The organism is Caulobacter sp. FV2ps19, assembly GCF_058681035.1.
On the sequence record NZ_CM178729.1, the window covers coordinates 2930157 to 2955364 of the forward strand.

Genomic DNA, 25208 nt, shown 5'->3' on the forward strand with positions numbered 1-25208 from the left:
TGTGCCTCCTACTTCAAGGCCAGGGTGTTGATCTGCAGGATGGGGAGCAGGATGGACAAAACGATCGTGGCCACCACGCCGCCCAGCAGGACGATGATCGCCGGCTCCAGCAGGCTCAGGAGCGTGGCGGTGAAAGTGTCGAACTCGCGCTCCAGATAGTCGGCGGCCCGCATCAGCATGGTCTCGACGCGCCCGCTGCTTTCACCGCTGGCGGTCATGTAGATCAGCACCGGGGGAAAGACCTCGGCGCGGCGCATGGCCACCGACAGGGCGCCGCCTTCGCGAATGGCTGCGACCATATCGTCCATCGCACTGCGCAGCACGGCGTTGCGCACCGTGCCGGCCGTGAGCATCAGGCCCTCCAGAAGGGGCAGGCCGCTGGCGATCATGGTGGCGAGGGTCCGCGCGAGGCGGGCGGCATGGACGTCGCGGATCAGCCGCCCCAGCATCGGCGTGCGCAGCAGCATCCGGTCGACCCGCAGCTTGAAACCCGGATTGCGCAGGCCGCGCAGGAAGGCCATCACTCCGCCAGCCACGATCAGGGCGATCAGCCAGCCAAAGTGTTGCAGGCCATTCGACACGCCGATGACGATGCGGGTCAGCAGCGGCAATGTCTGCCCCATGGAGTCGAACTGCTCCACCACCTTGGGGATCACGAAGATCATCAGGGCCGCAACGACCAGGCAGGCGACCACGGCGAGCACGATCGGATAGACCAGTGCGGTGGTGATCTTGGCCCGGACCTGCTGCTGCTGTTCCAGCAGATCCGACAGGCGATCCAGGATCGTTGGCAGAGCCCCGGAGGACTCGCCGGCCGAGACCATGGCCCGATAGAGGGGGGGAAAGGCCTTGGCCGGCCGAGCCAGGGCGTCCGACAGACGATGGCCTTCCAGCACTGCGGCGTGAACCTGGCCGACCACGATCTTGAGCTTGGGCTTGTCCGCCTGCAGGGCGAGGGTGCGCAAGGCCTCTTCGAGGGTCGAAACCGTGGTCAGCGTCGCCAGTTGGCGTGTAAACATCGAACGGTCCTTCGCGCCGAGACCCGCGCCGAACGCCTTCGTCAGGGGCTGCGGTGACTTGGCGGCCGCCGGGGCGATCTTCACGAGGGCGAGACGGCGACGCTCCAGTTGGACGATAGCTGCGCCCTCGTCGCCAGCCCGAACCTGGCCCTGGCGCGTTCGGCCCGCAAGATCGAGGGCGACATAGTCAAACGTCGCCATCACGAGCCCCCTGCCCCGTGATCCGCAACGCCTCTTCGACGGTTGTCAGACCCGCCAGAATGTAGCGACGCGCTTCCTCGCCCAAATCCCGATCGAGGCCCGCGGCGGTGATTTCCTGTTCGGTGGCGTTCTGGCCGATCAGGCGGCGCAGCCGGTCGTCGACGCGAATGGCCTCATAGATGCCAATCCGCCCCTGATAGCCCGTGTGAGCGCAGTGCGCGCACCCGACCGGGCGATGGAGAATGGCGCCCGGCGTCACCCCGATCAGCGCCGCCGTCGAGGCGTCCGCGGGTTCAGGAACGCGGCAATGTTCACACAGTCGACGCACCAGGCGCTGGGCGATGATCAGCCGCAGGGTCGAGGCCAACAGGAAGGGCTCAACCCCCATGTCGCGCAAACGGACAACAGCGCCGGCCGCGTCATTGGTGTGGACGGTCGACAACACCAAGTGGCCCGTCAGGCTAGCCTGGACAGCGATCTGGGCGGTTTCGGAGTCGCGGATCTCGCCGATCATGACCACGTCGGGGTCCTGACGCAGAATGGCCCTCAGGCCGGCGGCGAAGGTCATGCCGACCTTGGTGTTGACCTGGGTCTGGCCGATGCCGTGCACGGCGTATTCGACCGGATCCTCGATGGTGAGGATATTGCGGCTGTTGTCGTTCAACACCGCCAGGGCGGCATAGAGCGTCGTGGTCTTGCCCGACCCTGTGGGGCCGGTGACCAGGATAATGCCGTGCGGTTCGCGGACAGCCGCCTCAAGCGCGGTCAGGACGGCGGGCGACATGCCAAGATCGGCCAGACGCAGACCGGCCTGGTCCTTGTCGAGGATCCGCATGACCACCCGTTCGCCCATGCGGGCCGGCAGGGTCGAGACGCGCACGTCCAGGCTCTTGCCGCCCAGCGCCAGGGAGATCCGGCCATCCTGAGGCAGACGCTTCTCGGCGATATCCAGCTTGGCCATCACCTTGACCCGCGATACCAGCATTGCGGCGATGCGAGGCGACAGGCTCAGGACCTCGCTCAGCACGCCATCAATACGCAGGCGCACAATCAAGGCCTGCTCGAAAGGCTCGATATGGATGTCCGAGGCGCCCAGCCGCACGGCTTCGGCGATCAGGCCATTGATCAGTCGGATGATCGGCGCATCATCTTGGGGATCCAGCAGGTCTGCGGCCGCCGGAATGTCCTCGAGCAACAGGCCCAGTCCGCCCTCGAGGTTCAGGCTGTCGGCGCTGGAGGCCGAAGCGAGGCCGGCGCCAGCATAGACTTCGGAAAACTTGCGGTCGAACACCGGCGGCGACATCGGCTCGATGGCGAGGGGCAGACCGATCGCCCGACGCACCTCGACCAAGGCAACGGGGTCATAGCCTTCCCGAACGCCCACCACAGCGCGCTCGCCCAGGGACAGCAAGACGACGCCATTACGCTTGGCGAAGCCATAGGCGAGCATGGGCGCGGTCATTGCGATGCGGTCGGTTCTGCGGCGACGGGACGGGCCGCGTTCAGATAGTCGCGCAGGACAGCGTCGAGCGAGTTGTCGCCCTCAGGTGTGGTCATGGGTGGCAAGTTGCGCATGTAGTCGTACCGGGGCGCGGTGACATTGCGGGCGTCGTCGACGCTGCGAATGATGCGGGGCCGGATGAAGACCATCAGATTGGTTCTGTTTCGCTCGCGCGCCGTGCTGCGGAACAGCGCGCCCAGGCCCGGGATGTCGCCGAGCACCGGGGTGCGCTGAGCCGACGAGGTTTCCTGCTGATCGAGCAGTCCGCCCAGCACGACAATGTCTCCGTCGTCGACCAGTGCCGTGGTTTCGATCTCGCGCTTATTGATGATCAGTTCGCTGGAGCCGACACTGACAGGCCCCGCGACACTGGACACTTCCTGACGCAGGAACAGGGTGATGCCGCCGCCGGCGTTGATCTGCGGCTTGACCTCCAGCTGAATGCCGACGTTCTGGCGCTGGATGGTGCGGAAGGGATTGGAATTGGAGTCGCCCAGCACCTCGCCAGTGGTGATCGGCACTTCCTGACCGACCAGGATCCGGGCCTCTTCGTTGTCCAACGTCATGATCGACGGCGTCGACAGCAGGTTGGAGCCCCCATCCTTCTTCACCGCATTGATGATCGCCCCGTACAGCAGATCGCCACTGCGACCGACAACCCCGCCAGTCACACCCGAAGCGTTCAATAACGAACTGACGGCGGCGTCGCGCACGGAGGTCAAGCTGTCTGAAGTGGCATCAGTCTTTGTGCTGGCGCCCGCAGCCACCAGCGGCAGAAGGCTGGGCGACGTGTTGGTGTAGTTGGTGGCGACAAACGGGATCGTGCCGTTGGCGCCGCCCAGCAAGAACTGCACGCCCAACTGCTTGGCGGTGCTGTCGGTGACCTCGACCACGATGGCCTCGACCAGAACCTGCTCGCGGCGGACATCCAACTGGCGGATGACTTCGGCCAGGGTGCGCTGAGTTTCCGGCGGCGCGCTGATGATCAGGGCGTTGGCTCCGGGATAGCGCGCCACGCTGGCCTGAGCCCCGCTTGAGGGCGAAGAAGAGGCGGTGTTGGCGGTGTTGGCGGTGGCCGTACTCGACGTTCCGCTCGCGGATCTCGAGCCGCCCAGCGATCGAGACGACGTTCCAGTCGCGACACCGGTGCTTTGCCCCACCAACTGTTGCAGCACAGGCAGCATCTGCTCGGCATTGGCATGACGCAGGAACACCACCCGCACGTCATCGCTGGACTCGGCGCGGCGATCCAGGTCGGAGATGATCGGCAACAGGCGTTGAACAGCATCCGAATCGCCGCGCAACAACACCGAATTGCTGCTCTCGACCGCGACCACGGTCACAGCGCCGCGTCCGCTTTTACCGTCCCCGCCCGGGGTAGCCATGATGTCATTGACCACCTGGGCGATTTCGCGCGCCGAACTGTTGGTCAGGGTGACGGTGTGCACCGCAGCCCGGTCCTGGTCGATCTGGGCGAGCAGCCCGCGGATCCGGCGCACATTGTCGGCATAGTCCGCCACGACGACGGAACCGCCGCGTGGATTGGCCACCACCTGACCCTGGGGACCGATCAACGGCTTGAGCATTTCGACGGCGCTGGCCGCATCGAGGGTGCGCAGGCGAAACACCTCGGTCGCGAACTGGCCGCCGGCCGTGCTGGGCTGACGGGCGGCGTTTTCAGAGGGCTCGATACGATAGGTCCCGTTGCCCGCCGGGGTGGCCACGAAATTATTGGCCCGCAGGGTCGCCAGAAACACTTCGAACAGTTCGCGCCGATTGAGCGGACCGTTGCTGGCGACCGTCACGGTCCCCTTGACGCGCGGATCAATGATGAAGGTCGTGCCCGTCGACTTGGCGACATCCTGGATAAAGACCCGGATGTCGGCGTCCTGGACATTGAGAACCTGCGTCTGAGCGATGGCCGGCGCAGTGGGCAAGACGGCAAAGCCCAGGGTCAAGGCCGCAGCGATGGCCAGGACAGAGGTTCGCGGCGAATGGACCTTGGTCATGGACGTTCCGGAAACGAGAGGGTGGTGCGCGCGCCGCCGCGGGACAGCTCAACATGATCCGCAGCGACCGAGGCCAGGACGACACCATCGGCGACAGTCTCACCGACAGCGTAGGATTTCTGCACGCCGTCCGCTCCGGCGATGATCGCTGATCCACCTCCAGCGCCGCCGGCGCGCACGCCGAAAAGCCGGAACGTGTCGCTGGCTTGGCTGCGCGTCGTTGCACTGGCCGAGCCAAAGGCGTCAAAGCGGGCCAGAACGCCAAGATCGACGGAAGGGCGGGAAGTCATGACGGGCGCCGATACAGCCGCCGACGGCGTAGCCACTGACCAGACCAGGCGAGCCGATTGAACGCCAAGCACCAGGACCAGCGCGATCTCAAGCGCCAGGACCAGCCTCGGACTCGGCGAGCGGACAAGATCAATGAGGTTCAAGGGGGCCCGCCGACTGGTCGCTTCCGACAATTGGGAGTACCGCGCCGGCGCCGCAGATCTGCGACGGTTTGAAGACGGTATTGTGAAAAACGCTCCTCATTCGGATGAATGGGAGCGTTGTTCAGGTCACGATAGGAGCCGGCGTCCATGGGCGCCGAGGAGGGGGAAACCCCCTCCTCGACAGCATTTTAGAACTTGGCCTGGGCGGAAAGGGAAAAGACCCGACCCGTGGTGTAGGTGTTGATATCAATCCGGTTTGAACCCGAGGATTGATACTCCTCATGCTTTTGTCCGGTCAGATTGCGCGCTTCGAACTTCAGTTCGATTTCGCGACCGATCAGCTCGATGCCCTGGCGAGCAACGAAATCAATTGTGACGCCCGGATATTCGAAAGCGTCCGGTTGCCCACTGTTCACCAGACCACGGCTTGTGACCCGCTTGCTGGCATAGTTGAACAGCAGGGTCTGCTGTGACAGGTGGTCGGAGTCTTCAAGGCCCAGCTGGATATTGGCCACGTGATCCGACTGCCCCGTAAGCGGCGAACCGTCGCGGAAGTAGTCGGTTGCGATGGTCGAGCTCGCCGCGAACGCCGCGACGGAATCGCCAGCGGAGACCTTCAGTTTCGACTTTGAGAAGGTGTAATTCGCCGAGGTCACGAAGCGCTTGTTCGCCCAGAAATCACCCTTCCAATCGGACAGGTCGAAAGACTTCTGAACTTCAAATTCAGCGCCATACAAATCCGCCTTCGGCGCATTCGCAAAGCTGGTGGTGAAGTCGTCGCCCGAGACATAGGTCTCGATGGGATGGTTGATCTGCTTGTAGAAGCCCGCGACGGTGAAGCGTTGATCGCGATCGAAGAACCACTCGTAGCGCGCCTCGGCATTGGTGAGTTCGCTGTCGATCAGCAGGGGATTGCCGCGATAGGTGCGGTTGCTCTCCGGATCAAAATAGAACTGATAGATCAGTTCCCGGAACTGAGGCCGGGCAATCGTCTTGGAAGCGCTGGCGCGCAGCTGCATCTCGGGATTGAGGTGCCAGGTCAGAGTGGCGGACGGCAACCAGTAGTTCTCGTCAAGCTTGGTCGCCGCCAGAGACGCGCCAGGCGTGTTGAACACCTGGATCGGCGAAACCTCCTGCTTTGCCGTTTCGTAGCGCACACCCGCGTCATATTCGAGAACATCGAACAGCGAGCCGTTGAACTTGGCGTAGGCGGCGTGGTTGCGCAACGTCGCCCGGAAGGCGGGGTTGCCTTCATTGGTTTCCACCAGAACGACGTCGAAATTGTCGATAACCGCCGGCCCCAAGAGGAGGTCAGGACGCAACATATCGACCCCACGCGGGAAGGTGTTCGGGGCCTGGAATTGGAAATCCCGGCGAGAACTCGTCCGGTCGGTGTCGAGATAGGCATAGCCGACCGTCGCGGAATAGCCGGGCGCGAATTTGTAGGTCGCATCCACACCGCCGGACAGGAGGTCTTCGTTCAGATCCGAATAGCTGATCGTCGCGTCACCGCCGTTACCGTTGTTCAGGCGGTTGACATAGTACTGCCCGTAGAGGTCCGACGCGACGTTGGTGCGGACATATTCGAAGGACAGTTCGGCCGGCGCTTCACGCTTGGTGTTGGCGAAGCTGGCGCGAACATCGACGTTGATCTTGTCTGTCGGCTTGAATTCACCAACAATTTGCGTGTCGGCTAGCTGACGTTCGTACCAGGCGGTGTCCTGCTGCATGAAGTCGACGGTGGTGCCGTGGCGGTTGCCGACCCCAAGACGCGCATGTTTGAGCGTGTCGTGGACATACAGATTGGTCCAGCGGATCGTATTGTCGCCAAAGCCCAGCGACGCTCCAACGAGGCCGTTCAGGACCACGCGATTATTGGTCGTCACGCGACGGAAATCGGATTCCTTCTCCGCCAGATCCGACTGCAGGGAGCTCTGATTAAGCGCGCTGCGCGATGACCACTTGTTGCTGTAACCGACCGTGGCGATCACACCCAGATCGACCGAGTTCAGGTCAAAGGGTTTGCCACCCGTCACATCGACGGAGAAGTTCGCCGGCAGGTGGTTCCAGGTCTGGAGCACAGCGTTGCGACCGGTGACCAATTGGCCGGCGATCGCCGCCGTGTCGACCTTGCCCGAGCTGATGCGTTCACCGCTGGCGAAGAAGGCGCCGAGGGCGGACGGCGTGTCACGGTTGCCGTTGTCGTATCCGCTCCAGTCAGTCTTGCTTCCATAATAGGAATAGCCGAGCTGGTTGGTGGTTTCGGTGTCAGCCGAAACAGAGCCGCCGACGCTGAGGAAGGCTTCCTTCGGAATGGCCCTCGTCGTGAGGTTGATCACGCCACCGCCAAATTCGCCCGGGAAATTGGCTGAATAGCTCTTCTGCACGAGCGAGGATGCAATGACGCGGCTGGGAAAGAGATCAAGCGGAACGACGCGCTTCAGCGGCTCGGGGCTGGGCAACGGCGAGCCGTTGAGCAGGGCCAGCGAATAGCGGTCGCCCAGACCACGGACATAGACATAGCCGTTGCCGACCAGGCTAAGACCGGTCACGCGGCTAAGGGCGCCGGCGATATTGCCTTCGCCCGTGCGAGCGATTTCCGCCGCCGACAGCACCGTCACAACCTGCGAGCCGGTCTTTACGATATTGCCGTTGCGCGTGGCCGTGATGACCACTTCGGAAACCATCCCGGGGATGGAAACATCAGTCTGCTCTTGCTGCTCCGCCTGAGCCTGCGGCTCGGCGGCCGCGACGCCCCCGCCCGAAGGCGCGGCAGACGAGGATGCAGTTTGCGCCAGTGCCCAGGAAGGCATCGAGAGCGCCGTCGAGAGCAGCAACAAGGACGTGAGCCGCCGCGTGATCATATCCGATCCCCCCGGAAAATTAGATGGGTAAAAAGGGGGCGGCCGCGTGTTCCGGCCACCCCCTCCGATAGAGTTCAGTCGCTTGTCAGGTGGTCGGCAGCGAGGTGCAGCTGGTGCTGGTCGTACCGAAGTCCGCCGCGCCGCTGTTGCAGGTCCAGCCGGCCCACCAGGTGTCATTGCTGTCCTTGACGGCGCCGACGTAGGTGGTGGCGCTGAAGAACGAGCCCAGGCCGGTCACATCGAACACGGCAGCCGCCAGTTCGTTGGCGCCGTTGATGAACACCTTGGTCAGGGTCGAGGTGAACGCGTCGTTGTTGCCGTTGGCGCCCGTGCCGAACGCCGTCGCCGTGGCGGCGGCGTTATAGGTGCCGCTGCCCAGGTACTTGGTCGCATTACAGCTCATGACGACCGAGCGAGCGGTCAGCGTGGTCGGAACCGTGCCCGAACCGTTGAGGCGCAGACATTCGTTGTTCGGCGTGAAGATCACGCTGTTAGCCAAGGTCACATCCGAGTTGCCGCGGATCAGGATCGAGGCCTGGTCGTTGGCTTCGTTGCTGCTGCTGACCTGGGCCTGGACCATCGTGAAGTTGGAGAGCTTCAGGGTCTGGCGCGGATCCTGGGTTTCGTTGCCGTTGCTGTCGATTTCCATCAGGGCGTCGCCGGCGCCAGCGCGCTGGATCAGCAGACCGTACTGGAAGTTGCCGGTGATGCCGGTGTCGCTGTCGAGGCTGTCATCGTCCGCGCCAACCGCGACATAGTACTTCATGTTGACGTTGCCGCCGAAGAATTCAGCGCCATCGTCCGAGCTGTTGAAGCTCATGATGTGGTCGAGCTTGGTGCCGCTGCCGACGCCCTCGGTGGTCAGCGACTGAAGTTCTTTGTCCGCACCCAGAACATAGCCCGAATAACGGATCTGGACGTAGGACATTTGACCGCTGTTGTCGGTGTTGTCGCCGCCACCGTACGTCGCCGCGTCAGCCGAGCCTTCGGTCGAGCGCTCGCAGGTGCCGGCCGTGGTCGAACCGAAGTTACAGTCGGTGATCTTGGCGCGACCCAGAAGAACCACACCGCCCCATTGGCCCTGGGACGTTTCGGTGTTGAGGCCCAGAACGTTGTCGCGGCTGGTGAAGATGATCGGCTTGGTCGCGGTGCCGACGGCGCTGATCTTGTTGCCGCGGTTGACGGCCAGCCACGAAACGCCGGTGCCGCCATAGACGATCACGCCGGGCTCGATGGTCAGGGTGACGTTGGTGTCAGCCGCGGTCTTGGTGAAGCCGCCGTCCGTGCCGACGTCAACGCGACCGGCCATTTGGTAGAGCAGGCCCGGGATCTTGGTCAGGGTGATCGACTTGTTGATGCGCGAGGGCAAGGTGCAGACGCGCCACGAGCCGGTCGGACCGGTGATCGTGCCGTCGTCCTTGAGGCCTTGCGGATCGGCGATGGTCGGGCAGCCCGAAGCTGCGGTCACGGAGCCGGAGCCAGTGCCGGGCGTGGTCGGGGTCGTCGGGGTCGTCGGGTTGTTGATGGTGACATTGCCGCCCGTGCCCGGCGACGAGATATCGTCCGATCCGCAACCAGCGAGCGCCATCGCGCTACAACCCACGAGGATTAGGTTCTTATACAGCTTCACGGGAGCCCCCTTGATTTTCCATGCCGCCACGAACGCCAGCATCCGTGTCTTGGGAGAGCTATAGTCAGCAACTGTGACAGTTTTTCCGAACCGCAACGGGACCCGGCGCCCTGGACCTCAAGCGCAACTTGCGGCGTTGTTTTGTGCAGTCATGAAATCTCTGGGGCGGAGCGATGATGCGCCAGGGCCGCCAATTTCGGCCTCGCGTTTCGTCATCAGCTTGCGCACGCAGCCAAGTTCGGAGAGGTCACCCCAGCCTTGGTCCCCTCACCGCCCTGGTTGCGCCCTGCCTATTTGTCTGAGTATATTTGATGAGGCGGTCTTTAGAATAACCCGAACCGCAACCCCATTTGGCGACGAGGAAACCCATGAAGATTTGGCGCTTGGCCGTACAAGGCGCGATTCTGGCCGCCGCTGTTTCCGCGCCGTTGGGGAGCGCCGTCGCCGCAGACTATGCGCGCAAGCCGTTCGGCCAGACCTCATCGGGGGAAGCCGTGGAGGCGGTGACACTGACCAACGGCCACGGCGTCAGCGCGACGATCATCTCCTATGGCGCGACCCTTCAGTCCCTCGTCGCTCCGGACAGGGCCGGCAAACCCGCCGACATCGTTCTGGGTTTCGCCGACATCGACGCCTATGTCCGCAACGCCAGCTATTTCGGCGCCTCTGTCGGACGGTTCGCCAACCGCATCGGCAAGGGGCGCTTTGTGCTCGACGGCAAGACATACCAGCTGGCGCTGAACAACAATGGCGTCGCCGCCCTTCATGGCGGAACCAAGGGCTTCGACAAGGTCGTGTGGAAGGTGCTCGAGGTGAAGCGAGGCCCAACGGCCTCGGTCACCTTCGCCCATATCAGTCCAGACGGAGACGAGGGGTACCCAGGAACCCTGACCGCGACGGCGACCTACGCTCTGGATGAAGACAACCAGCTGACCGTCACCTATGGCGCGACCACCGACAAGCCGACCATCGTCAACCTCACCAACCACGCGCTTTTCAATCTCGCGGGCGAGGGCTCACCCCAGGGTGCGATGGACAATGTGATGACCCTGGAGGCCGACGGCTACACGCCCGTGGACGGCGAATTGATCCCGACCGGCGCGACGACCCCGGTGGCCGGAACGCCCTTTGATTTTCGAACGCCTCATACGGTGGGCGAACGCATTCGCGACGCCAGCGATCCGCAGATCGTCATCGGCCGCGGCTACGATCACAACTACGTCCTGAGAGGCGTTTCGGGCGGTGAACCTCGTCTTGGCGCCCGTCTCTCCGACCCTCAGAGCGGCCGCGCCATGGAGATCTTGACCGATCAACCCGGCATCCAGGTCTATGCTGGCAATTTCATCGACGGCACGACCATCGGCAAGAGCGGCAAGATCTATCGTCAGGGCGACGGCATAGCGCTGGAGCCCCAGCATTTCCCTGACGCGCCCAATCAACCCGCCTTTGCGCCGGTTCGTCTCGATCCGGGCCAGACCTATCGCAACACGATGATCTTCAGGCTCACCGTCGAAAAATAGAGCTGTCGGCTCCGATCCGTGCGACGCGGAGTAAGGTGCGCAACGCCCGCTGCCATGGCGCGTTGATCGGATCGTGGAGACGCCCATGCGGTTCGATATTCAGGCCAAGCTCACCTATGACTTCACGTCGCCGTGCGAGGTGTTGCTGTTGATAGAAGCCGCACATGGAAGCGGCCAGACGATCCACAGCGAGGCCCTGATCCTATCGCCGACCGCTCAGATCGCGCGGCTGGACGATGACCATAGCGGCGAGCGCCGCGCCGTTTTCACCGCCAGCGGCCGTGTCGATATCGACTATTCCGCCGATATAGAGGTGGCCGAGCGCTTTCCAGAACTGCAGGGCGCGGCTGCTACAGCCATCCGCGATCTGCCAGGGGACGCCCTGCCCTATCTTCGCGCCAGCCGATATTGCCCGTCCGACCAGTTTGAGCGCTTTGTCGAACGGGAATTCGGGACGCTGACCGGTGGCGCCCAGGTCGCCGCCATCCTGGCCTGGATCGCCGAGCACATCGACTACAAGACCGGCGTCAGCGACGCGGCCACCACAGCACGTGACACCTTTGTCGATCGCGCCGGCGTGTGTCGCGACTTCGCCCACCTCGCGATCACCCTTTGCAGAGCCGCCGATATTCCCGCGCGAGCGGTCAGCGCCTATGCGTGGCGCCTTGAACCGGCTGATCTGCACGCCGTCGCCGAGGTCTATCTGGGTGGCCGATGGCGCTTGATCGACCCCACGGGGCTAGCGCCGCTGGAGGGTCTGGTGCGCGTCGCGACAGGGCGCGACGCCGCAGACATCGCCTTCATGACCATCTTTGGAACCGCGCAACTCGTGGCCCAGAGCTTCTCGATTCACGAACGGCTGGCCCAGCGGCCGGCAGCTTGACACGTTGAGGCCACAGCCCGCGCTGAGATCAGGACTGACCGGAACGGCGCGCAACGGCGTCCAGGCCGGCAATGCTCGACAAGGCGTCGATATCAAAGGCCTCTTCCAGAGCCGATGCGATCCCGTCCAGCGCTGCATGGACGCGCACGGCCTGGTCCAGTCCATCGGACGCCGCGCCCATTTCGGCCAGGAAAGCCTCACGCGCCGATCCCTGATTGAACAGGCCGTGGACGTAGCAGCCCATGATCCGCCCATCAGGTGACAGCGCACCGTCCGTCGCGCCGTTGTCCATGATCAGCATGGCCCGGGCGTCGCCCGTCGTACGGCCGACATGCATCTCATAGCCCTCGAAAGGCGCGCCGGAGGAGAGCAGTCGGCCCGATGCCGGCGCCAGCACCTTGTCTCCGGTCAGCACCGTGTCGACATCCAGCAGCCCGAGGCCTTGGACCGTCTCCGGTGGTCCTTCGACGCCGGTAGGATCGCTCAGGGTCCTGCCCAGCATCTGATAGCCGCCACAAACGCCCAGCACCCGCCCAGTGCGGCGAACGTGCGCCATCAGGTCGATATCCCAGCCCTGGGCGCGCAGGAAGGCCAGGTCCGCCAGGGTCGCCTTGGTGCCCGGCAGGATCACCAGGTCAGCGTCGCCCGGCAGCGGCTGCCCGGGAGGAACGAAGCTGAATTCCACGTCCGGCTCCAGACGAAGGGCGTCAAAATCGTCGAAATTGGCGATCCGCGACAGCATCGGCGCCACGATCCGTAGCCGCCGGCGCCCGCCCTGAACGGCTCGATCCAACACCACGGCATCCTCGGCCGGCAAGGACCGCGCCGCCGCCAGCCAAGGCGCCATGCCTAGATCCGCCCAGCCCGTGCGCCGCACGATCTCGGTTCGCCCGTCGTCAAACAGCGACGGATCGCCCCGGAACTTGTTGATCAGAAATCCCCGGATCATCGCGCGATCCTCGGCGTCGAGCACGACATGCGCCCCCACCAGGGCCGCGATGACATGCCCCCGATCAATGTCGCCGACCAGTACGACCGGAACATCGGCGGCGCGCGCGAATCCCATATTGGCGATGTCGCCGACGCGCAGATTGACCTCGGCAGGACTCCCCGCGCCTTCGACGATCACCAGGTCGCATTCGGCTTCAAGACGCCGGTAGCTCTCCAACACGGTATCGAGCAAGGCCAGCTTGTGGTCCTGATACCCCCGAGCCTGCCAGGTCCCCGCCATCTGGCCCCGTACGATCAACTGGGCGCCCACGTCGCTTTGCGGCTTGAGCAGCACCGGATTCATATCGACGGTCGGCGGCGTGCGACAGGCCATGGCCTGAAGCGCCTGCGCCCGACCGATCTCGCCGCCGTCGGCGGTGACGGCTGCATTGTTGGACATGTTCTGCGGCTTGAACGGCCGTACGCTCAGCCCCCGATTGGCGAACAGCCGACAGAGGCCGGCGACCAGCACCGACTTGCCAACATCCGAGCCGCACCCCTGGATCATCAAGGCGGCCATGATCGTCCTCCGGCGATGAGCACCACATTGGCCAAACGCGGCGATCGCTCTTGGGCGACCGCCGCGCGTGACACACCGCGCGGAACAGCGGCGTCGTTCAGACTCTAGAACTTGGCGCGAACACCCAGGAAAGCGCCGCGTCCGGGAGTCCCGTAGTTCAGGACCGTCTGATAGTCCTTATCGAAGGCGTTCTCGATCCGACCATAGACTTCGAGCGTCTCGTTGATCGGATAGGACGCCCGCAGATCGACAAGCGTGTAGCCGCTGACAGCGACGGTATTGGCCTCATTGTTGAACGTCTTGCCAACATGCCGCGCGGCGACCGCCGTGTTCAGGCCGACCGGCCAGCGATAGCTCGCAGACAGATTGGCCAGGGCCTTGGGCCGCCGTGTCAGTTGCTTGCCCGCCGACGCGCCGGAGGCGTTCTCGGCGTCGGTATAGGTGTAGTTGCCGCTCAGGGTCAGGCGATCCGTAACCTCAAGCTGACCGATCAGCTCCACCCCCTTGGTCTCGGTCTTCTGGAGGTTCTTGTAGTAGCCGTACCGGAGGGCGCCGCCCGGATTGCACAGGGCGTCGGTCGCCGTGTAGCTGCACGAGAAGTAGCGTATCTCGTTGTCCGCTTCGCGCTTGAACAGCGTCGCCGAAACCTTGGCCTTGCCGCCCAGAAGGCGCTGCTCAACGCCGGCGTCCCAGCTGTCGAAGCTTTCCGGCTTCAGATCCAGATTGCCGTACTCGCTGTAGAGTTCGTAGAGGCCCGGCGCGCGGAAACCCTGGCCAAAGCTGGCGCGCAGAACCGTGGCGCCCTCATTCAACGCCCAGGCGGCCGAGACCTGACCCAGGGTATGGCGGCCATAAGTGTCATGGTCTTCGTAGCGCAGACCACCGGTCAAGGTCAGCCCCGGAACGAGCTCGGCCTGAAGCTGGCCATAGACGCTGTCTGAACTAACCCGTCCCGTGCGAAACGCCGGATTGGGCGCACTTGTGCTGGGCGAGCGAACGGCCATTCGCGAACGCTCGCTTTCAGCGCCAAACGAGGCCGTAACCGTGTCCGTCACGGCGAAGGCGCCCTGGTATTCCCAGCGCTTGTTCTTGCCGATGGCGTCGAAGCTCAGCGGCACGGCCGGGCGGGCCGGGTTGATGTTCTCTCGATCGGTGTCGGTGTAGCCGTAGGCTAGGCGGTTGTTCCAGCGACCGTCCAGCAGGGCGAAGTTCAGACCGGTATAGATCACCAGTTCCTCAGTGCGGCCAAACTCCGGGGAATCCACGCCAAAGCCGTCGAAATCGACCCGCCCATAGGAATAGACCGAGCGAACTTCGGCCGAGACATTGTCGCTGAGCGCCACCCGCACGCGGCCCGAGACGCCGGTGTTCTGATAGCCGTCCTTCTCCTTGCCCGGCGCATAGGCCGAGAAGCCGTCGGTGGTGTAATAGCTGCCCGCCAGACGCCAGGTGACGCGCTCGGTCACCCCGCCGGCCCCGGCGCGGACAAAGGCGGTGTCGCGCGCGCCGCCCTCGATGCTGGCATTGCTTTCGAAAGCTTCGGTCGGCTCGGCGGTGACGATGTTGACCACCCCGCCGATGGCCTGGCTGCCCCACAGGGTGGATTGAGCGCCGCGCAGGACCTCGATGCGCGAGACATCGCCGATCAGCAGGTTGCCGGCGTTATAGCTGCCCTGGGTCGAGGACGGATCGTTCAGCTTCACGCCGTCAATCAGCACCACGGTGTGCTGGGTTTCAGCGCCGCGGATATAGAGGCTGGTGGCGGAACCCACGCCGCCATTGCGGGCGAAGGTGACGCTGGGCGTCTGGGCCAGCAATTCAACCGCCGAGATCGCCTGGCTGGCCTGGATGGCCTCGGTCGTCAGCACGCTGATCGAGGCCCCGACCTTTTCGATCGGTTGCGGCGAGCGGGTGGCGGTGACCACAAGTTCAGCGACTGCGGTCGCGCCGGTCTTGCCGGCGACGTCGGTTTCAGGAGCCCGTTGCTCGTCGGCCATAGCGGCGCCGGCGATCAGGGTAGTGGAGAGTGCGGAGGAGCACAGAAGCGCTCGGATCATGGTCTTTCCCTTTGAATGACCCGCGCACGTCCTCCAGCCGCGAACGTGCAGACACGCCGAGGCCAAAGGCCGCGACGCGGCCTGACTGACATGTCGTTTCGCGGGAAATCCCGTTCGTTCGGCGCACCCCGGCCGGACGATGAACGACTGCGCCGGGCAGGTCTCCTGGCTCACGGGTCTAGGCTTGGCGCGTCGCCTTCCCAGGACCGAGGTCCCAGTGGCATGTGACGCGTAAGCTCACCGCTTACAGTTGCGGGGGCAGCCGGGGTTTTAAACCCCGTTCCCTATTCATCCTCTTGCGAGGAACCTGACGCGCGAGCAGCCCTATAGACTGCGTCCAAGACCGTCAATGTGACGCTTGAAAGACATTGGGTCGGTTCGTCGCCGAGCCCAGGGGTGCAGAAACCGGTTCCGGTGGGCCCGATCCCAGGCGCATCGCCAACCCGAACAAACGTTTGGAATGGGTTGATCCAGCGCTGGCGTTTTCCGACGGATCGACGCACAGTTTGCGAAAGGATCAGTTTCGGAGTGTCAATGATGAGAGCCTCGCTCGCGATCCTTGCCCTGGGCCTGGCGGTCACCGCCGTCCCGGCCCAGGCGGCGCCTGTTGTCTCGGTGGTCCACGTGACCCTTGGGTCAGACCTGGCAAGGAAAACCGAAATCCTCGACGACCGTGAGATCCAGTACCTGACTGGAGAGCTCAAGCAGTCTGTCGAAAAGGCCCTGGACAGCGCAGGCGCGCTTCGTCCGGATGGCGGCGTGCTGGACCTGGTGATCGAAGACGCCAAACCCAACCGCCCTACGCAGCGGCAAATGAGCGTCAAGCCAGGACTGTCCTATTCCAGTTTCGGCGTCGGCGGCGCCCGCATCAGCGGCGAATACCGGGCGTCGTCTGGCGCTCGGATCCCCGTTCACTACAGCTGGTACGAGAGCGACATCCGCTGGGCCAGCACCAGCACGACCTGGAGCGACGCCGACCGGGCCTTCGACAGGCTGGCGGACCGGCTGGCCAAGGACCAATATGACGACCGCTGACGCGGCTGGATACGACATTTGAAGTCAAGAGGCGGGAACCAACCCGCCGGTCTGGGAGGACACTGAGCAATGGCCGATCGACGATCGTCGTGGTCCCTGGCGGCTTTCGCCGCGCCTTGCTTGCCGATCTCGGCGCTGGGCCTGCCCCTTGTTGTGTACCTCCCCGAGTTCTACGCCAGCGACCTTGGCCTGTCGCTCAGCGCGGTGGGGGCGGCGTTTCTGATCGTTCGTCTGATCGACATCCTCTTCGACCCGTTCATCGGCGGCCTCATGGATCGAACCCGCACCCGCTGGGGCCGATTCAGGCCCTGGCTGGTCATGGGCTCGCCGCTGGTGATGATCGGCGCCTTCGCCCTGTTCATGGCCCAGCCGGGAATCGGGCCGATCTATCTGTGGTTCTGGCTGGTCGTCACCTATGCCGGCTATTCGATGGTCGTGTTGTCGCACACCGCCTGGGCCTCAGTGCTGTCGACCGACTACGCGCAACGATCGCGCGTCTATGGCTGGTGGCAAGCCGGCAACGTCGTGGGCATGATCCTGGTGCTCACCCTGCCGCCGATCATGGCCTATGCCTTCAAGGGGGACCATGCCGCCGGCATCCGCTCGATGGGCTGGTTCATCGTGCTTTTGATCCCGCTGTCGGTGCTGCTGGCGACGCGCGCGGTGGGCGAGCCGGCCGCGCCGACAATCCGGCACGCCTCGGGTCTGACGCAGTATCTGGCTCTGCTCAAGCGGAGTTCCGTGCGCAAGCTGCTCCTCGCGGACCTGCTGATGGGCCTGGCTCCTGGTATCGCAGGCGCGCTGTTCTTCTTTTTCTTCGAGCGCATCAAGGGCTTCGACAAGACCCAGGCGGGTTTGCTGCTTCTGCTGTATTTCATCTCGGCCCTGGCTGGCGCCTCGATCTGGCCGATGCTGGCCAAGCGACTGGGCAAGCACCACGCCCTGGCGGTGGCGTCGGTCGTCTACGCCATCGTGCAGGTCTTCGCCGTGGTGACCCCGGCCGGAAACACATGGGCTGGGGCGCTGGTGCTGATCCTGGCCGGCCTCCCCTATTCGGCGGCCCCGTTGCTGGTCCGGTCGATGATGGCGGACATCGGCGACGAGGAACGCCTGGCCAGCGGCGTCGACCGCACCGGACTTCTCTATGCGATCGTCAATGGCACGATGAAGCTGGGACATGCCCTGGCGATTGGAGCCTTCCCCCTGCTCGCCCTGCTTGGCTTCGACCCCAAGCTGCCCTCCGCCACCGGCGACGTCGCCCTGATCTCTCTCTATTCAGTCGTGCCCGCCGCCTTGGGGCTTGTCGTCGCGGTCGTGATGCTACGCTATCCGCTCGACGCGACTCGCGTCGCCGAGATCCAGCGCCAACTCGCGGCGCGCGATGCGGCGGCGCGGTCAGCCCACGAGCCCGAACCGGATCAGAATGCCGCCCTCGCCGCCCCTGCCGAATGACCCCGACCATCCGTTGTTTGCCCTGCTCGGGATCATGGCGCGCCTGCGCGATCCTGTCGGCGGCTGCCCCTGGGATCAGCAACAGACCTTCGCCAGCATCGCGCCCTACACGGTTGAAGAGGCCTATGAGGTCGCCGACGCCATCGAGCGCGGCGATCTGAGCGACCTGAAGGAAGAGCTGGGCGACCTGCTTCTGCAGGTGGTCTTCCATTCGCGCATGGCAGAAGAACAGGGCGCGTTCGACTTCGCCGCCGTCGCCGCCGCCATCTCCGACAAGATGATCCGCCGGCACCCGCACGTCTTCGGCGACCATACCTATGACGACCAGGCCGCCCAGACGTCGGGCTGGGAGGCCCTGAAGGCGCAGGAGCGCCGGGCCAAGGCCAAGACGGGCGTGCTTGACGACGTGCCCGCCGGCCTGCCGGCCCTGACCCGCGCGGTGAAGCTTACCAAGCGCGCGGCCCGGGTGGGCTTTGACTGGCCATCGACCGACGAAGTTCTGGACAAGCTGCGCGAGGAGATCGCGGAACTGGAGGTCGAGATCGCGGCCGGCGACCAGGCCAAAGCCCGCGAGGAGCTGGGCGACCTGCTCTTCGTCTGCGCCAATCTGGCCCGCAAGCTCGATGTCGAACCGGAAGACGCGCTGCGCGCCACCAACGCCAAGTTCAGCCGGCGGTTCGCCTATATCGAGGCAGCCCTGGCGAAGGACGGTCGCACCCCAGACCAATCGGATCTGGCCGAGATGGACGGACTTTGGAACGCCGCCAAGGCCGACGAGAAAAAGCGCTAAGCTAGTTGGCGACCATCACGAAGGCGTCCGGGAACTGACGCTCGAAGCGCCCCAGGGCCTGGGCGTCAAGACGCGCGACGATGACGATCCCGCCCTGCGCCTCATCTTCCCGGCTGATCACGCGGCCATTGCGATAGATCCAGGCTAGACCCTCGCCGTCGCTTGCCCCCAGACGAATGGCGACAGGAGGCGTATCATCGATCAGCGCCCCGATCCGCTTGAGCAGTTCGGGACATCCATCGCCGGTGACGGCCGAAACCGCCGCAGCGCCTAGCCGGCGTGCATTGCCCTCGACCTCTTCGCGATCTTCCTCGGCGACCAGATCGATCTTGTTCCACACCTCGACGATGGTCTTGCCGTCGTCGAAGGTGACGCCGAGATCGGCCAGCACCGTCTCGACATCGCGCGCCTGGGCGGCGCTGTCGGGATTGGCGATGTCGCGCACATGCAGCACGACGTCGGCTTCCTGTACCTCCTCCAGGGTGGCGCGGAACGCCTCGACCAGTTCGTGCGGCAGGTCGGAAATGAACCCCACCGTATCGGACAGGATCGCCGGGCGACCGTCGGGCAATTTCACCGTCCGCAGCGTGGGATCCAGCGTGGCGAACAGCATGTCCTTGACCAGCACGTTCGCCTCGGTGAGCCGATTGAACAGGGTGGACTTGCCGGCATTGGTGTAGCCGACCAGCGCGACGGTCGGGTACGGGACCTTGCTGCGCGCCTTGCGGTGCAGGGTCCGCGTACGCCGCACCTCTTCCAGCTCGCGCTTCAGCTTGATGATGTTGTCGGCGATCAGGCGACGGTCGAGCTCGATCTGGGTTTCCCCAGGGCCGCCCGTATTGCCGGTGCCGCCACGCTGGCGTTCCAGGTGGGTCCAGGTCCGGACCAGGCGCGAACGCTCATAGTCCAAGCGCGCCAGCTCGACCTGCAGCTTGCCTTCGCGCGTGCGAGCACGGCGGGCGAAGATCTCAAGGATCAGGCCCGTCCGGTCCACGACCTTGACGTTGAGACCCCGCTCCAGATTGCGTTGCTGGACCGGGGTCAACTGGTCGTCAAAGACCGCGACATCGATTTTCTCGACCTCGCAGATCGTCGCGAACTCCTCGATCTTGCCCTTGCCGAATAGGGTGGCCGGCGTGACCACGCGCAGGGGCGCGATCGCCGTCTCCACGACATTGAGGTCAAGCGCCTCGGCGAGGCCGACCGCCTCTTCGAGGCGCGCTTGCGGATCGCGCGCTTCGATGGCGGACTGGCCCCGCTTGGGACGAACCGGGTGGACGACGAACGCCTTAAGAACCGGCGTGGCGTGATCTACGGATTTTGAAGATTTGGACAAGCGTCTCTAATTCAATCGTCGGAGTCGGCGCTCGGCTCGTACAGCTGGACAGGCTGAGCCGGCATGATGGTCGAGATGGCGTGCTTATAGACCAGTTGCGACTGGCCATCGCGGCGAAGCAGGACACAGAAATTGTCAAACCAGCTGACAACGCCCTGGAGCTTGACGCCATTGACGAGGAAAATGGTGAGCGGCGTCTTGGACTTGCGCACGCTGTTCAGGAACGTGTCCTGCAGGTTTTGTTTCTTCTCGGCCGACATGGGGGTTCCCCTCTTATTGTTTCGGAGGGCAAAGCACCCTCCACACAAACAAGTACATGCTAGATCATTTTTCGCCGAACGCGATCATCATTCAGCGTGAAAGTGCGCCCTGCGTCGAAAACGCGCTCTTTCCCACCACGCGTTTGAGCCGTTTTTGCAAATTGGTCAGACAGCCTTCTCGCGAGCGCGCTGGATATAGAGACGCCGGAGCCTCGTTGCTATAGGTCCGGGCGCGCCATCGCCGATTTTGACGCCATCGACCTTGACGATCGGCATGACCAGCGCCCCGGCTCCGGTGATGAACGCTTCGCGCGCCGCTTGCGCCTCGGCGATGGTGAACGGCTTCTCGTTGATCGGAAGACCGGTCTCGCGGATCACCTCAAACAAGGTGGAACGCGTCACACCGCGCAGGATATTGGCATTGGCGTCGCGGGTGCGCAGATTGCCCTCGGCGTCGACGATCCAGGCGTTGGACGAGGCCCCTTCGGTGACCAGTCCCAGGTCGTCGACAAACCAGGCCTCCAGAGCGCCACGTTCCCGGGCGGCTTGTTTGGCCAGGGCGTTCGGCAACAGACCCACCGACTTGATGTCGCAACGCCCCCAACGGTTCTCGGGAACGCTGATCACCGCAGCGCCCTGAGCCGCCTTGCGTTCAGCCTGATCGCGATCCGTCGACTTGGCGGTCACGACCATCGACGGCGCCACGGCCGGATTGGGAAAGGCATGGTCCCGACGCGCTACGCCGCGCGTCACCTGCAGATAGACCAGACCATCGCGGACCAAGTTGCGGCGCACCGCCTCGCGCAGCACGCAGGTCAGCGCCGCCTGTCCCATCGGGTGAGTGATGCGCAGTTCATCAAGGCTCCGCCAAAGCCGGGCAAAGTGCCCCTCCGCGTCGACCAACTTGCCGTCGAAGACCGCCCAAACCTCATAGACGCCGTCGGCCAGCTGGTAGCCGCGATCCTCGATGTGCACGACGGCTTCGCCGTGACGCAGAAAGCGACCGTTCACATAGGCAAAGCGCGACATCTATTCGTCCTCGTCCGCGCGGGCGCCAGCGACGCCGAGGGACTTAAGCTTCCGGTGCAAGGCCGAACGCTCCATGCCGATGAAATTGGCTGTCCGTGAAATATTGCCGCCAAAGCGCAAGATCTGGGCGTTCAGATATTCGCGCTCAAACAGTTCCCGCGCCTCGCGCAGTGGCAGGGCGATGATCCGCTCGGCGCCGATCGCCCCCGCATGGCCGGCGGAAGGTTGCTCCGCCCCCGCCAGCATTTCGGCGGTGATCAGGTCATCGGGCTCGCCGGTCGCCAGGATCAGCATGCGCTCGACGTTGTTTCGCAGTTGACGGACATTGCCGGGCCAGGTCTGCACCTGAAGCGTCGCCAGGGCGTCGTCGCCCAGCCGACGGCGAGGCAGGCCTGTGGCCTCCACGATACGGTCGATGAAGAAGCTGATCAGCTCCGGAATGTCCTCGCGACGTTCCGACAGGCCTGGAACCCGCACGGGCACCACGTTCAGACGATGGAACAGATCCTCGCGGAACCGGCCGGCGGCAATCTCGTCGCGAAGGTCGCGCGAGGTGGAGGAAATCACCCGAACATCGACCTGAACGTCGCTGTCTCCCCCGACCCGTCTAAAGCGTTGCTCGACCAGAACCCGCAGGATGCGGCTCTGGGTCTCGCGCGGCATGTCCGCCACCTCATCGAGATAAAGCGTGCCGCCGTGGGCGCGCTCGAACACGCCGATCTTGCGCGGACGGCCACCCTCGCCTTCTTCCCCGAAGAGCTCGACGTCGAGACGCTCCGGCGCCATGCCCGCCGCGCTGACCGCCATGAACTCCTGCCGCGCCCGGGCGCTGGCGCCGTGGATCAACCGCGCCACGAGCTCCTTGCCCGATCCTGGCGGCCCCGAGACCAGAACCCGGCTGTTGGCCGGAGCCACCTTGGCGATGAGTTGTCGAAGGGCCTGGGCCGCGGCCGACTTGCCCATCAGTCCATCCGACGTGAAGCTCTGGGCGCGCAAGCGCCGGTTCTCGCGCTTGAGGCCCGCCGCCTCCAGGGCGCGCTCGATCACCAGCAGGAGGCGATCCGATTTGAACGGCTTTTCCAGAAACTCATAGGCGCCCCGCTTGATGGCGCTGACGGCGGTCTCGATATTGCCGTGACCGGAGATCATGATCACCGGCAGGTCAGGATCCAGCCCCTTGATCATGTCGAGCAATTCCAGCCCGTCCATGCCGCCGCCCTGCATCCAGATGTCCAGGACCAACAAGGCGGGTTTGCGAGCGCGCAAAGCCGCCAAGGCTTGGTTGGAATCTGCGGCGGTCCGAACAGCGTATCCTTCGTCCTCCAGGATTCCGGCCACGAGGTCGCGGATGTCGGCTTCGTCGTCCACGACAAGCACGTCAGCGCTCATATCATCTCCTCAACGCCCTCGAGCGTCGCGACAGACAGGCGCGCGCTCTTCGGAAATCTCATGATCACCCGGGCTCCGGGCGCTTCGCGGGCATCTGTGAGGACGAGGCTTCCCTCATGGTCCTCCATGATCCGCTTGACGATCGCCAAGCCAAGGCCAGTGCCTTTCTCGCGGGTCGTCACATAGGGTTCAGTCAGGCGATCACGATCGCGGACCGGCAAACCAACGCCATTGTCCTCGACAATCACGCAGAGATCCTCGTCGTCGTCCACGAGTGTCGCGGTGATCAGCCCCTGGGGCTCAGGACTCGCCATTCGCCGGGCCGCGACCGCCTCGCCGGCATTCTTGAGAATGTTGGTCAGCGCCTGGCCGACCATCCGGGCGTCGCAGGTTATGAGAACATCCTCGCCCGTTTCCTGAAGCACAACCTCGATCTCATTATCAATGAACCGCTGCGCGAAGACGCTCTGGCGCAGCATTTCGGTGAGATTGGCCGGCTCGAAGCGCGGTGCGGGCATCCGCGCGAAGGCCGAGAACTCATCGACCATGCGACCGATATCGCCAACCTGGCGAATGATGGTGTCGGTGCAACGATCGAAGGTCTCCAGATCGCTGGTGATTTCCTTGCGATATTTCCGACGAATGCGCTCCGCCGAGAGCTGGATGGGCGTCAGCGGGTTCTTGATCTCGTGGGCGATGCGCCGCGCAACGTCCTTCCAGGCGGCGTTTCGCTGGGCGGCGACCAATCGGGTAATGTCATCGAAGGTCAGAACCAGGCCCTCGGCCACCTGCCCGGCGCCGCGGACGCGAAGGCGACGGGTTTCCCCTTCCCGCACCAGATCGACCTCGACCTCGGCGTCAGATCTGCCCTCCAGAATGGCCTCGATGACGACGTCGAACTCCGGCGCGGCCTCGATCAGATCCAGGCCGACGGCGTCTTCCTGCAAGCTCAGCAGCGTTACAGCGCGGCGGTTCAGCGCCGAAATGCGCCCCTGCGGGTCGAGGCTGACAACCCCCGCGCTGACGCCAGACAACACGGTCTCGATGAACTGACGCCGCGTCTCGGCGTCCAGACTGGCGGTTCGCAGGGCAGCCTGCTGAACCTGGAGATCGGTGGTCATCATGTTGAAGGCGTTGGACAGGGCCCGGATCTCGTCTGGCCCGACCTCAGTGTCGACGCGCGCATCGAGATCCCCCGCCGAGACGCGCCCCGCCGCCTCCACCAATCCCGCAACGGGGCCCGCGATGGAGTTGGCGGCGGCGATTCCGACCCACACAGCCGCGACCAGCACCAGAAGCGCCGTCTCCGCATAGCTGAGGCCGAAGATGGCCTGGATCCGGACTCGGCTTCGCTCGGCGTCGCGATAAGAGATCAGCGATTCCTCTGCCTCGATCAGGTGAGCGAGGATGCCGGTGTCGATCGGACGGACCACATACAGATAGGCGTCCGGGAAGGCCTTGAGGCGATAGAGGGCTCTGAAAAGGTCGGCGGACACGAAGCGCTGGGCGATCGCCTCGCCGGTGTCGGTGCCCTGAAAGGTGGTGGGCGGCGGCGCGAGAAACGGGGGGGCCTCGGGCGACTCGGCGCGGGCGAGGATGCGGCCATCGCGGTCGAGCACATAGGCCGCGGAAAAGCCGCTGACCTTGGTCTCATCGGCAAGGTAGTGCCCAAAGGCGACCGGCGATTGCGACAGCGCCGGCGCCGCCTCATTCAGACTGGCCGCCATCGGGCGGATGTTTTCGCTAATATATTTGACCTGCTCGGCGACATAGGAATTGGCCACCTTGGCCGAGTTCTCGACGACGGTTCGGACCCGTTGGCTGAACCAGCCCTCGACGCCGCGATTGACCAGAACGCCGAAAAACAGCGCCACAATCACGGCCGGCGCCACGGCGGCCAGCGAGAACAGCCCGACAAAGCGCAGGTGCAAACGCGCGCCGGCGTCATGGGCCCGCGCATCGATCATCTCGAACAGTCGCAGGCCGACCACCGTCGCGACCCCGAGAATGAGGACGAGGTTGAAGCCGAGAACGACGAGGATGGCGGTGCTGGCGGGGCTGATCGGACCGCTTTTGGGCGGCGACGAGGCAAGCGCCACACCGGTGACCGTCAAGATCACGGCCAGGGCGTAAACCCCGCCAATCACATAGCGCGACCGAAGGCGCTCCCGCCACCAGACCCGACTGAACGGGGCCGGCGGGCCTTCGAACCCGATGTCGGACACGACTGACGCCATTGAGTCAGTCTAAATCCGGGTGTGCCCTAAATTCAACAGCTATGTGCCAAAT

The 25208-nt window shown here is 64.3% G+C and carries 18 protein-coding genes and 1 riboswitch; of the genes, 5 read left to right on the top strand and 13 right to left on the bottom strand.

The genetic code is table 11. The features are described from left to right. Window positions 1–8: 8 nt before the first annotated feature. The 6 genes from gspF to ACW18B_RS13985 all read right to left on the bottom strand — a co-directional run bounded on the left by gspF (window position 9) and on the right by ACW18B_RS13985 (window position 9658). Window positions 9–1220 (bottom strand): type II secretion system inner membrane protein GspF, encoded by a 1212-nt coding sequence (gene gspF, locus ACW18B_RS13960; protein ID WP_492047631.1) that lies wholly within the window; start codon window positions 1218–1220, stop codon window positions 9–11. Further along, window positions 1207–2682 (bottom strand): type II secretion system ATPase GspE, encoded by a 1476-nt coding sequence (gene gspE, locus ACW18B_RS13965; protein WP_492047632.1) that lies wholly within the window; start codon window positions 2680–2682, stop codon window positions 1207–1209. The genes gspF and gspE overlap by 14 nt, the downstream gene beginning before the upstream one ends. Further along, window positions 2679–4730 carry a type II secretion system secretin GspD gene (gene gspD, locus ACW18B_RS13970; protein WP_492047633.1) on the bottom strand — a complete coding sequence of 684 codons (2052 nt, stop codon included), beginning with the start codon at window positions 4728–4730 and terminating at the stop codon, window positions 2679–2681. The genes gspE and gspD overlap by 4 nt, the downstream gene beginning before the upstream one ends. Then, entirely contained in the window at window positions 4727–5092 is a 366-nt protein-coding gene (locus ACW18B_RS13975) for a type II secretion system protein N (protein ID WP_492051727.1), read from the bottom strand. Before ACW18B_RS13975 ends, gspD begins: the two co-directional genes overlap by 4 nt. Window positions 5093–5352: 260 nt before the next feature. Next, window positions 5353–8028 (bottom strand): TonB-dependent receptor domain-containing protein, encoded by a 2676-nt coding sequence (locus ACW18B_RS13980; protein ID WP_492047634.1) that lies wholly within the window; start codon window positions 8026–8028, stop codon window positions 5353–5355. An 85-nt stretch (window positions 8029–8113) separates the two neighbouring features. Next, window positions 8114–9658, bottom strand: a complete 1545-nt coding sequence (locus ACW18B_RS13985) for a beta-helix domain-containing protein (RefSeq protein ID WP_492051728.1) — start codon at window positions 9656–9658, stop codon at window positions 8114–8116. 368 nt (window positions 9659–10026) lie between these two features. Here ACW18B_RS13985 and ACW18B_RS13990 point away from each other — a divergent pair, with 368 nt between their 5' ends. Next, window positions 10027–11178, top strand: coding sequence for an aldose epimerase family protein (locus tag ACW18B_RS13990; protein WP_492047635.1), 1152 nt, complete (start codon window positions 10027–10029; stop codon window positions 11176–11178). Window positions 11179–11263: 85 nt separating this feature from the next. Then, complete coding sequence (locus ACW18B_RS13995) at window positions 11264–12061, top strand: transglutaminase-like domain-containing protein (protein ID WP_492047636.1); 798 nt, start codon at window positions 11264–11266, stop codon at window positions 12059–12061. A 28-nt stretch (window positions 12062–12089) separates the two neighbouring features. Here ACW18B_RS13995 and ACW18B_RS14000 read toward each other — a convergent pair whose 3' ends face one another. Both ACW18B_RS14000 and ACW18B_RS14005 read right to left on the bottom strand, forming a co-directional pair. Beyond that, window positions 12090–13571: a cobyric acid synthase gene (locus tag ACW18B_RS14000; RefSeq protein ID WP_492047637.1), complete on the bottom strand. Its 1482-nt coding sequence runs from the start codon at window positions 13569–13571 to the stop codon at window positions 12090–12092. A gap of 104 nt (window positions 13572–13675) precedes the next feature. Then, the gene (locus tag ACW18B_RS14005; RefSeq protein ID WP_492047638.1) at window positions 13676–15628 is read right to left on the bottom strand and encodes a TonB-dependent receptor plug domain-containing protein; all 1953 of its coding nucleotides are present in this window, start codon (window positions 15626–15628) and stop codon (window positions 13676–13678) included. A 138-nt stretch (window positions 15629–15766) separates the two neighbouring features. Then, window positions 15767–15954: riboswitch (cobalamin riboswitch) on the bottom strand. Between the two features lie 211 nt (window positions 15955–16165). On the opposite strand from ACW18B_RS14005, the gene ACW18B_RS14010 reads away from it, so the two are divergent. From ACW18B_RS14010 to mazG, 3 genes are all read left to right on the top strand, one after another. Continuing rightward, window positions 16166–16663 (top strand): hypothetical protein, encoded by a 498-nt coding sequence (locus tag ACW18B_RS14010; RefSeq protein ID WP_492047639.1) that lies wholly within the window; start codon window positions 16166–16168, stop codon window positions 16661–16663. A 69-nt stretch (window positions 16664–16732) separates the two neighbouring features. Further along, window positions 16733–18115: an MFS transporter gene (locus tag ACW18B_RS14015; protein ID WP_492047640.1), complete on the top strand. Its 1383-nt coding sequence runs from the start codon at window positions 16733–16735 to the stop codon at window positions 18113–18115. Further along, window positions 18087–18905 (top strand): nucleoside triphosphate pyrophosphohydrolase, encoded by an 819-nt coding sequence (gene mazG / locus ACW18B_RS14020; RefSeq protein ID WP_492047641.1) that lies wholly within the window; start codon window positions 18087–18089, stop codon window positions 18903–18905. Before ACW18B_RS14015 ends, mazG begins: the two co-directional genes overlap by 29 nt. Before the next feature lies 1 nt (window position 18906). Here the strand turns inward: mazG and hflX are convergent, their stop codons facing one another. From hflX to ACW18B_RS14045, 5 genes are all read right to left on the bottom strand, one after another. Then, window positions 18907–20241: a GTPase HflX gene (gene hflX, locus ACW18B_RS14025; RefSeq protein WP_492047642.1), complete on the bottom strand. Its 1335-nt coding sequence runs from the start codon at window positions 20239–20241 to the stop codon at window positions 18907–18909. A gap of 11 nt (window positions 20242–20252) precedes the next feature. Beyond that, entirely contained in the window at window positions 20253–20501 is a 249-nt protein-coding gene (hfq, locus tag ACW18B_RS14030; RefSeq protein WP_013079113.1) for an RNA chaperone Hfq, read from the bottom strand. Window positions 20502–20666: 165 nt separating this feature from the next. Beyond that, complete coding sequence (locus ACW18B_RS14035) at window positions 20667–21530, bottom strand: D-amino-acid transaminase (RefSeq protein ID WP_492047643.1); 864 nt, start codon at window positions 21528–21530, stop codon at window positions 20667–20669. After that, the gene (gene ntrX / locus ACW18B_RS14040) at window positions 21531–22919 is read right to left on the bottom strand and encodes a nitrogen assimilation response regulator NtrX (RefSeq protein WP_492047644.1); all 1389 of its coding nucleotides are present in this window, start codon (window positions 22917–22919) and stop codon (window positions 21531–21533) included. After that, window positions 22916–25156 carry a sensor histidine kinase NtrY-like gene (locus ACW18B_RS14045; RefSeq protein WP_492047645.1) on the bottom strand — a complete coding sequence of 747 codons (2241 nt, stop codon included), beginning with the start codon at window positions 25154–25156 and terminating at the stop codon, window positions 22916–22918. Before ACW18B_RS14045 ends, ntrX begins: the two co-directional genes overlap by 4 nt. Between the last annotated feature and the right edge of the window lie 52 nt (window positions 25157–25208).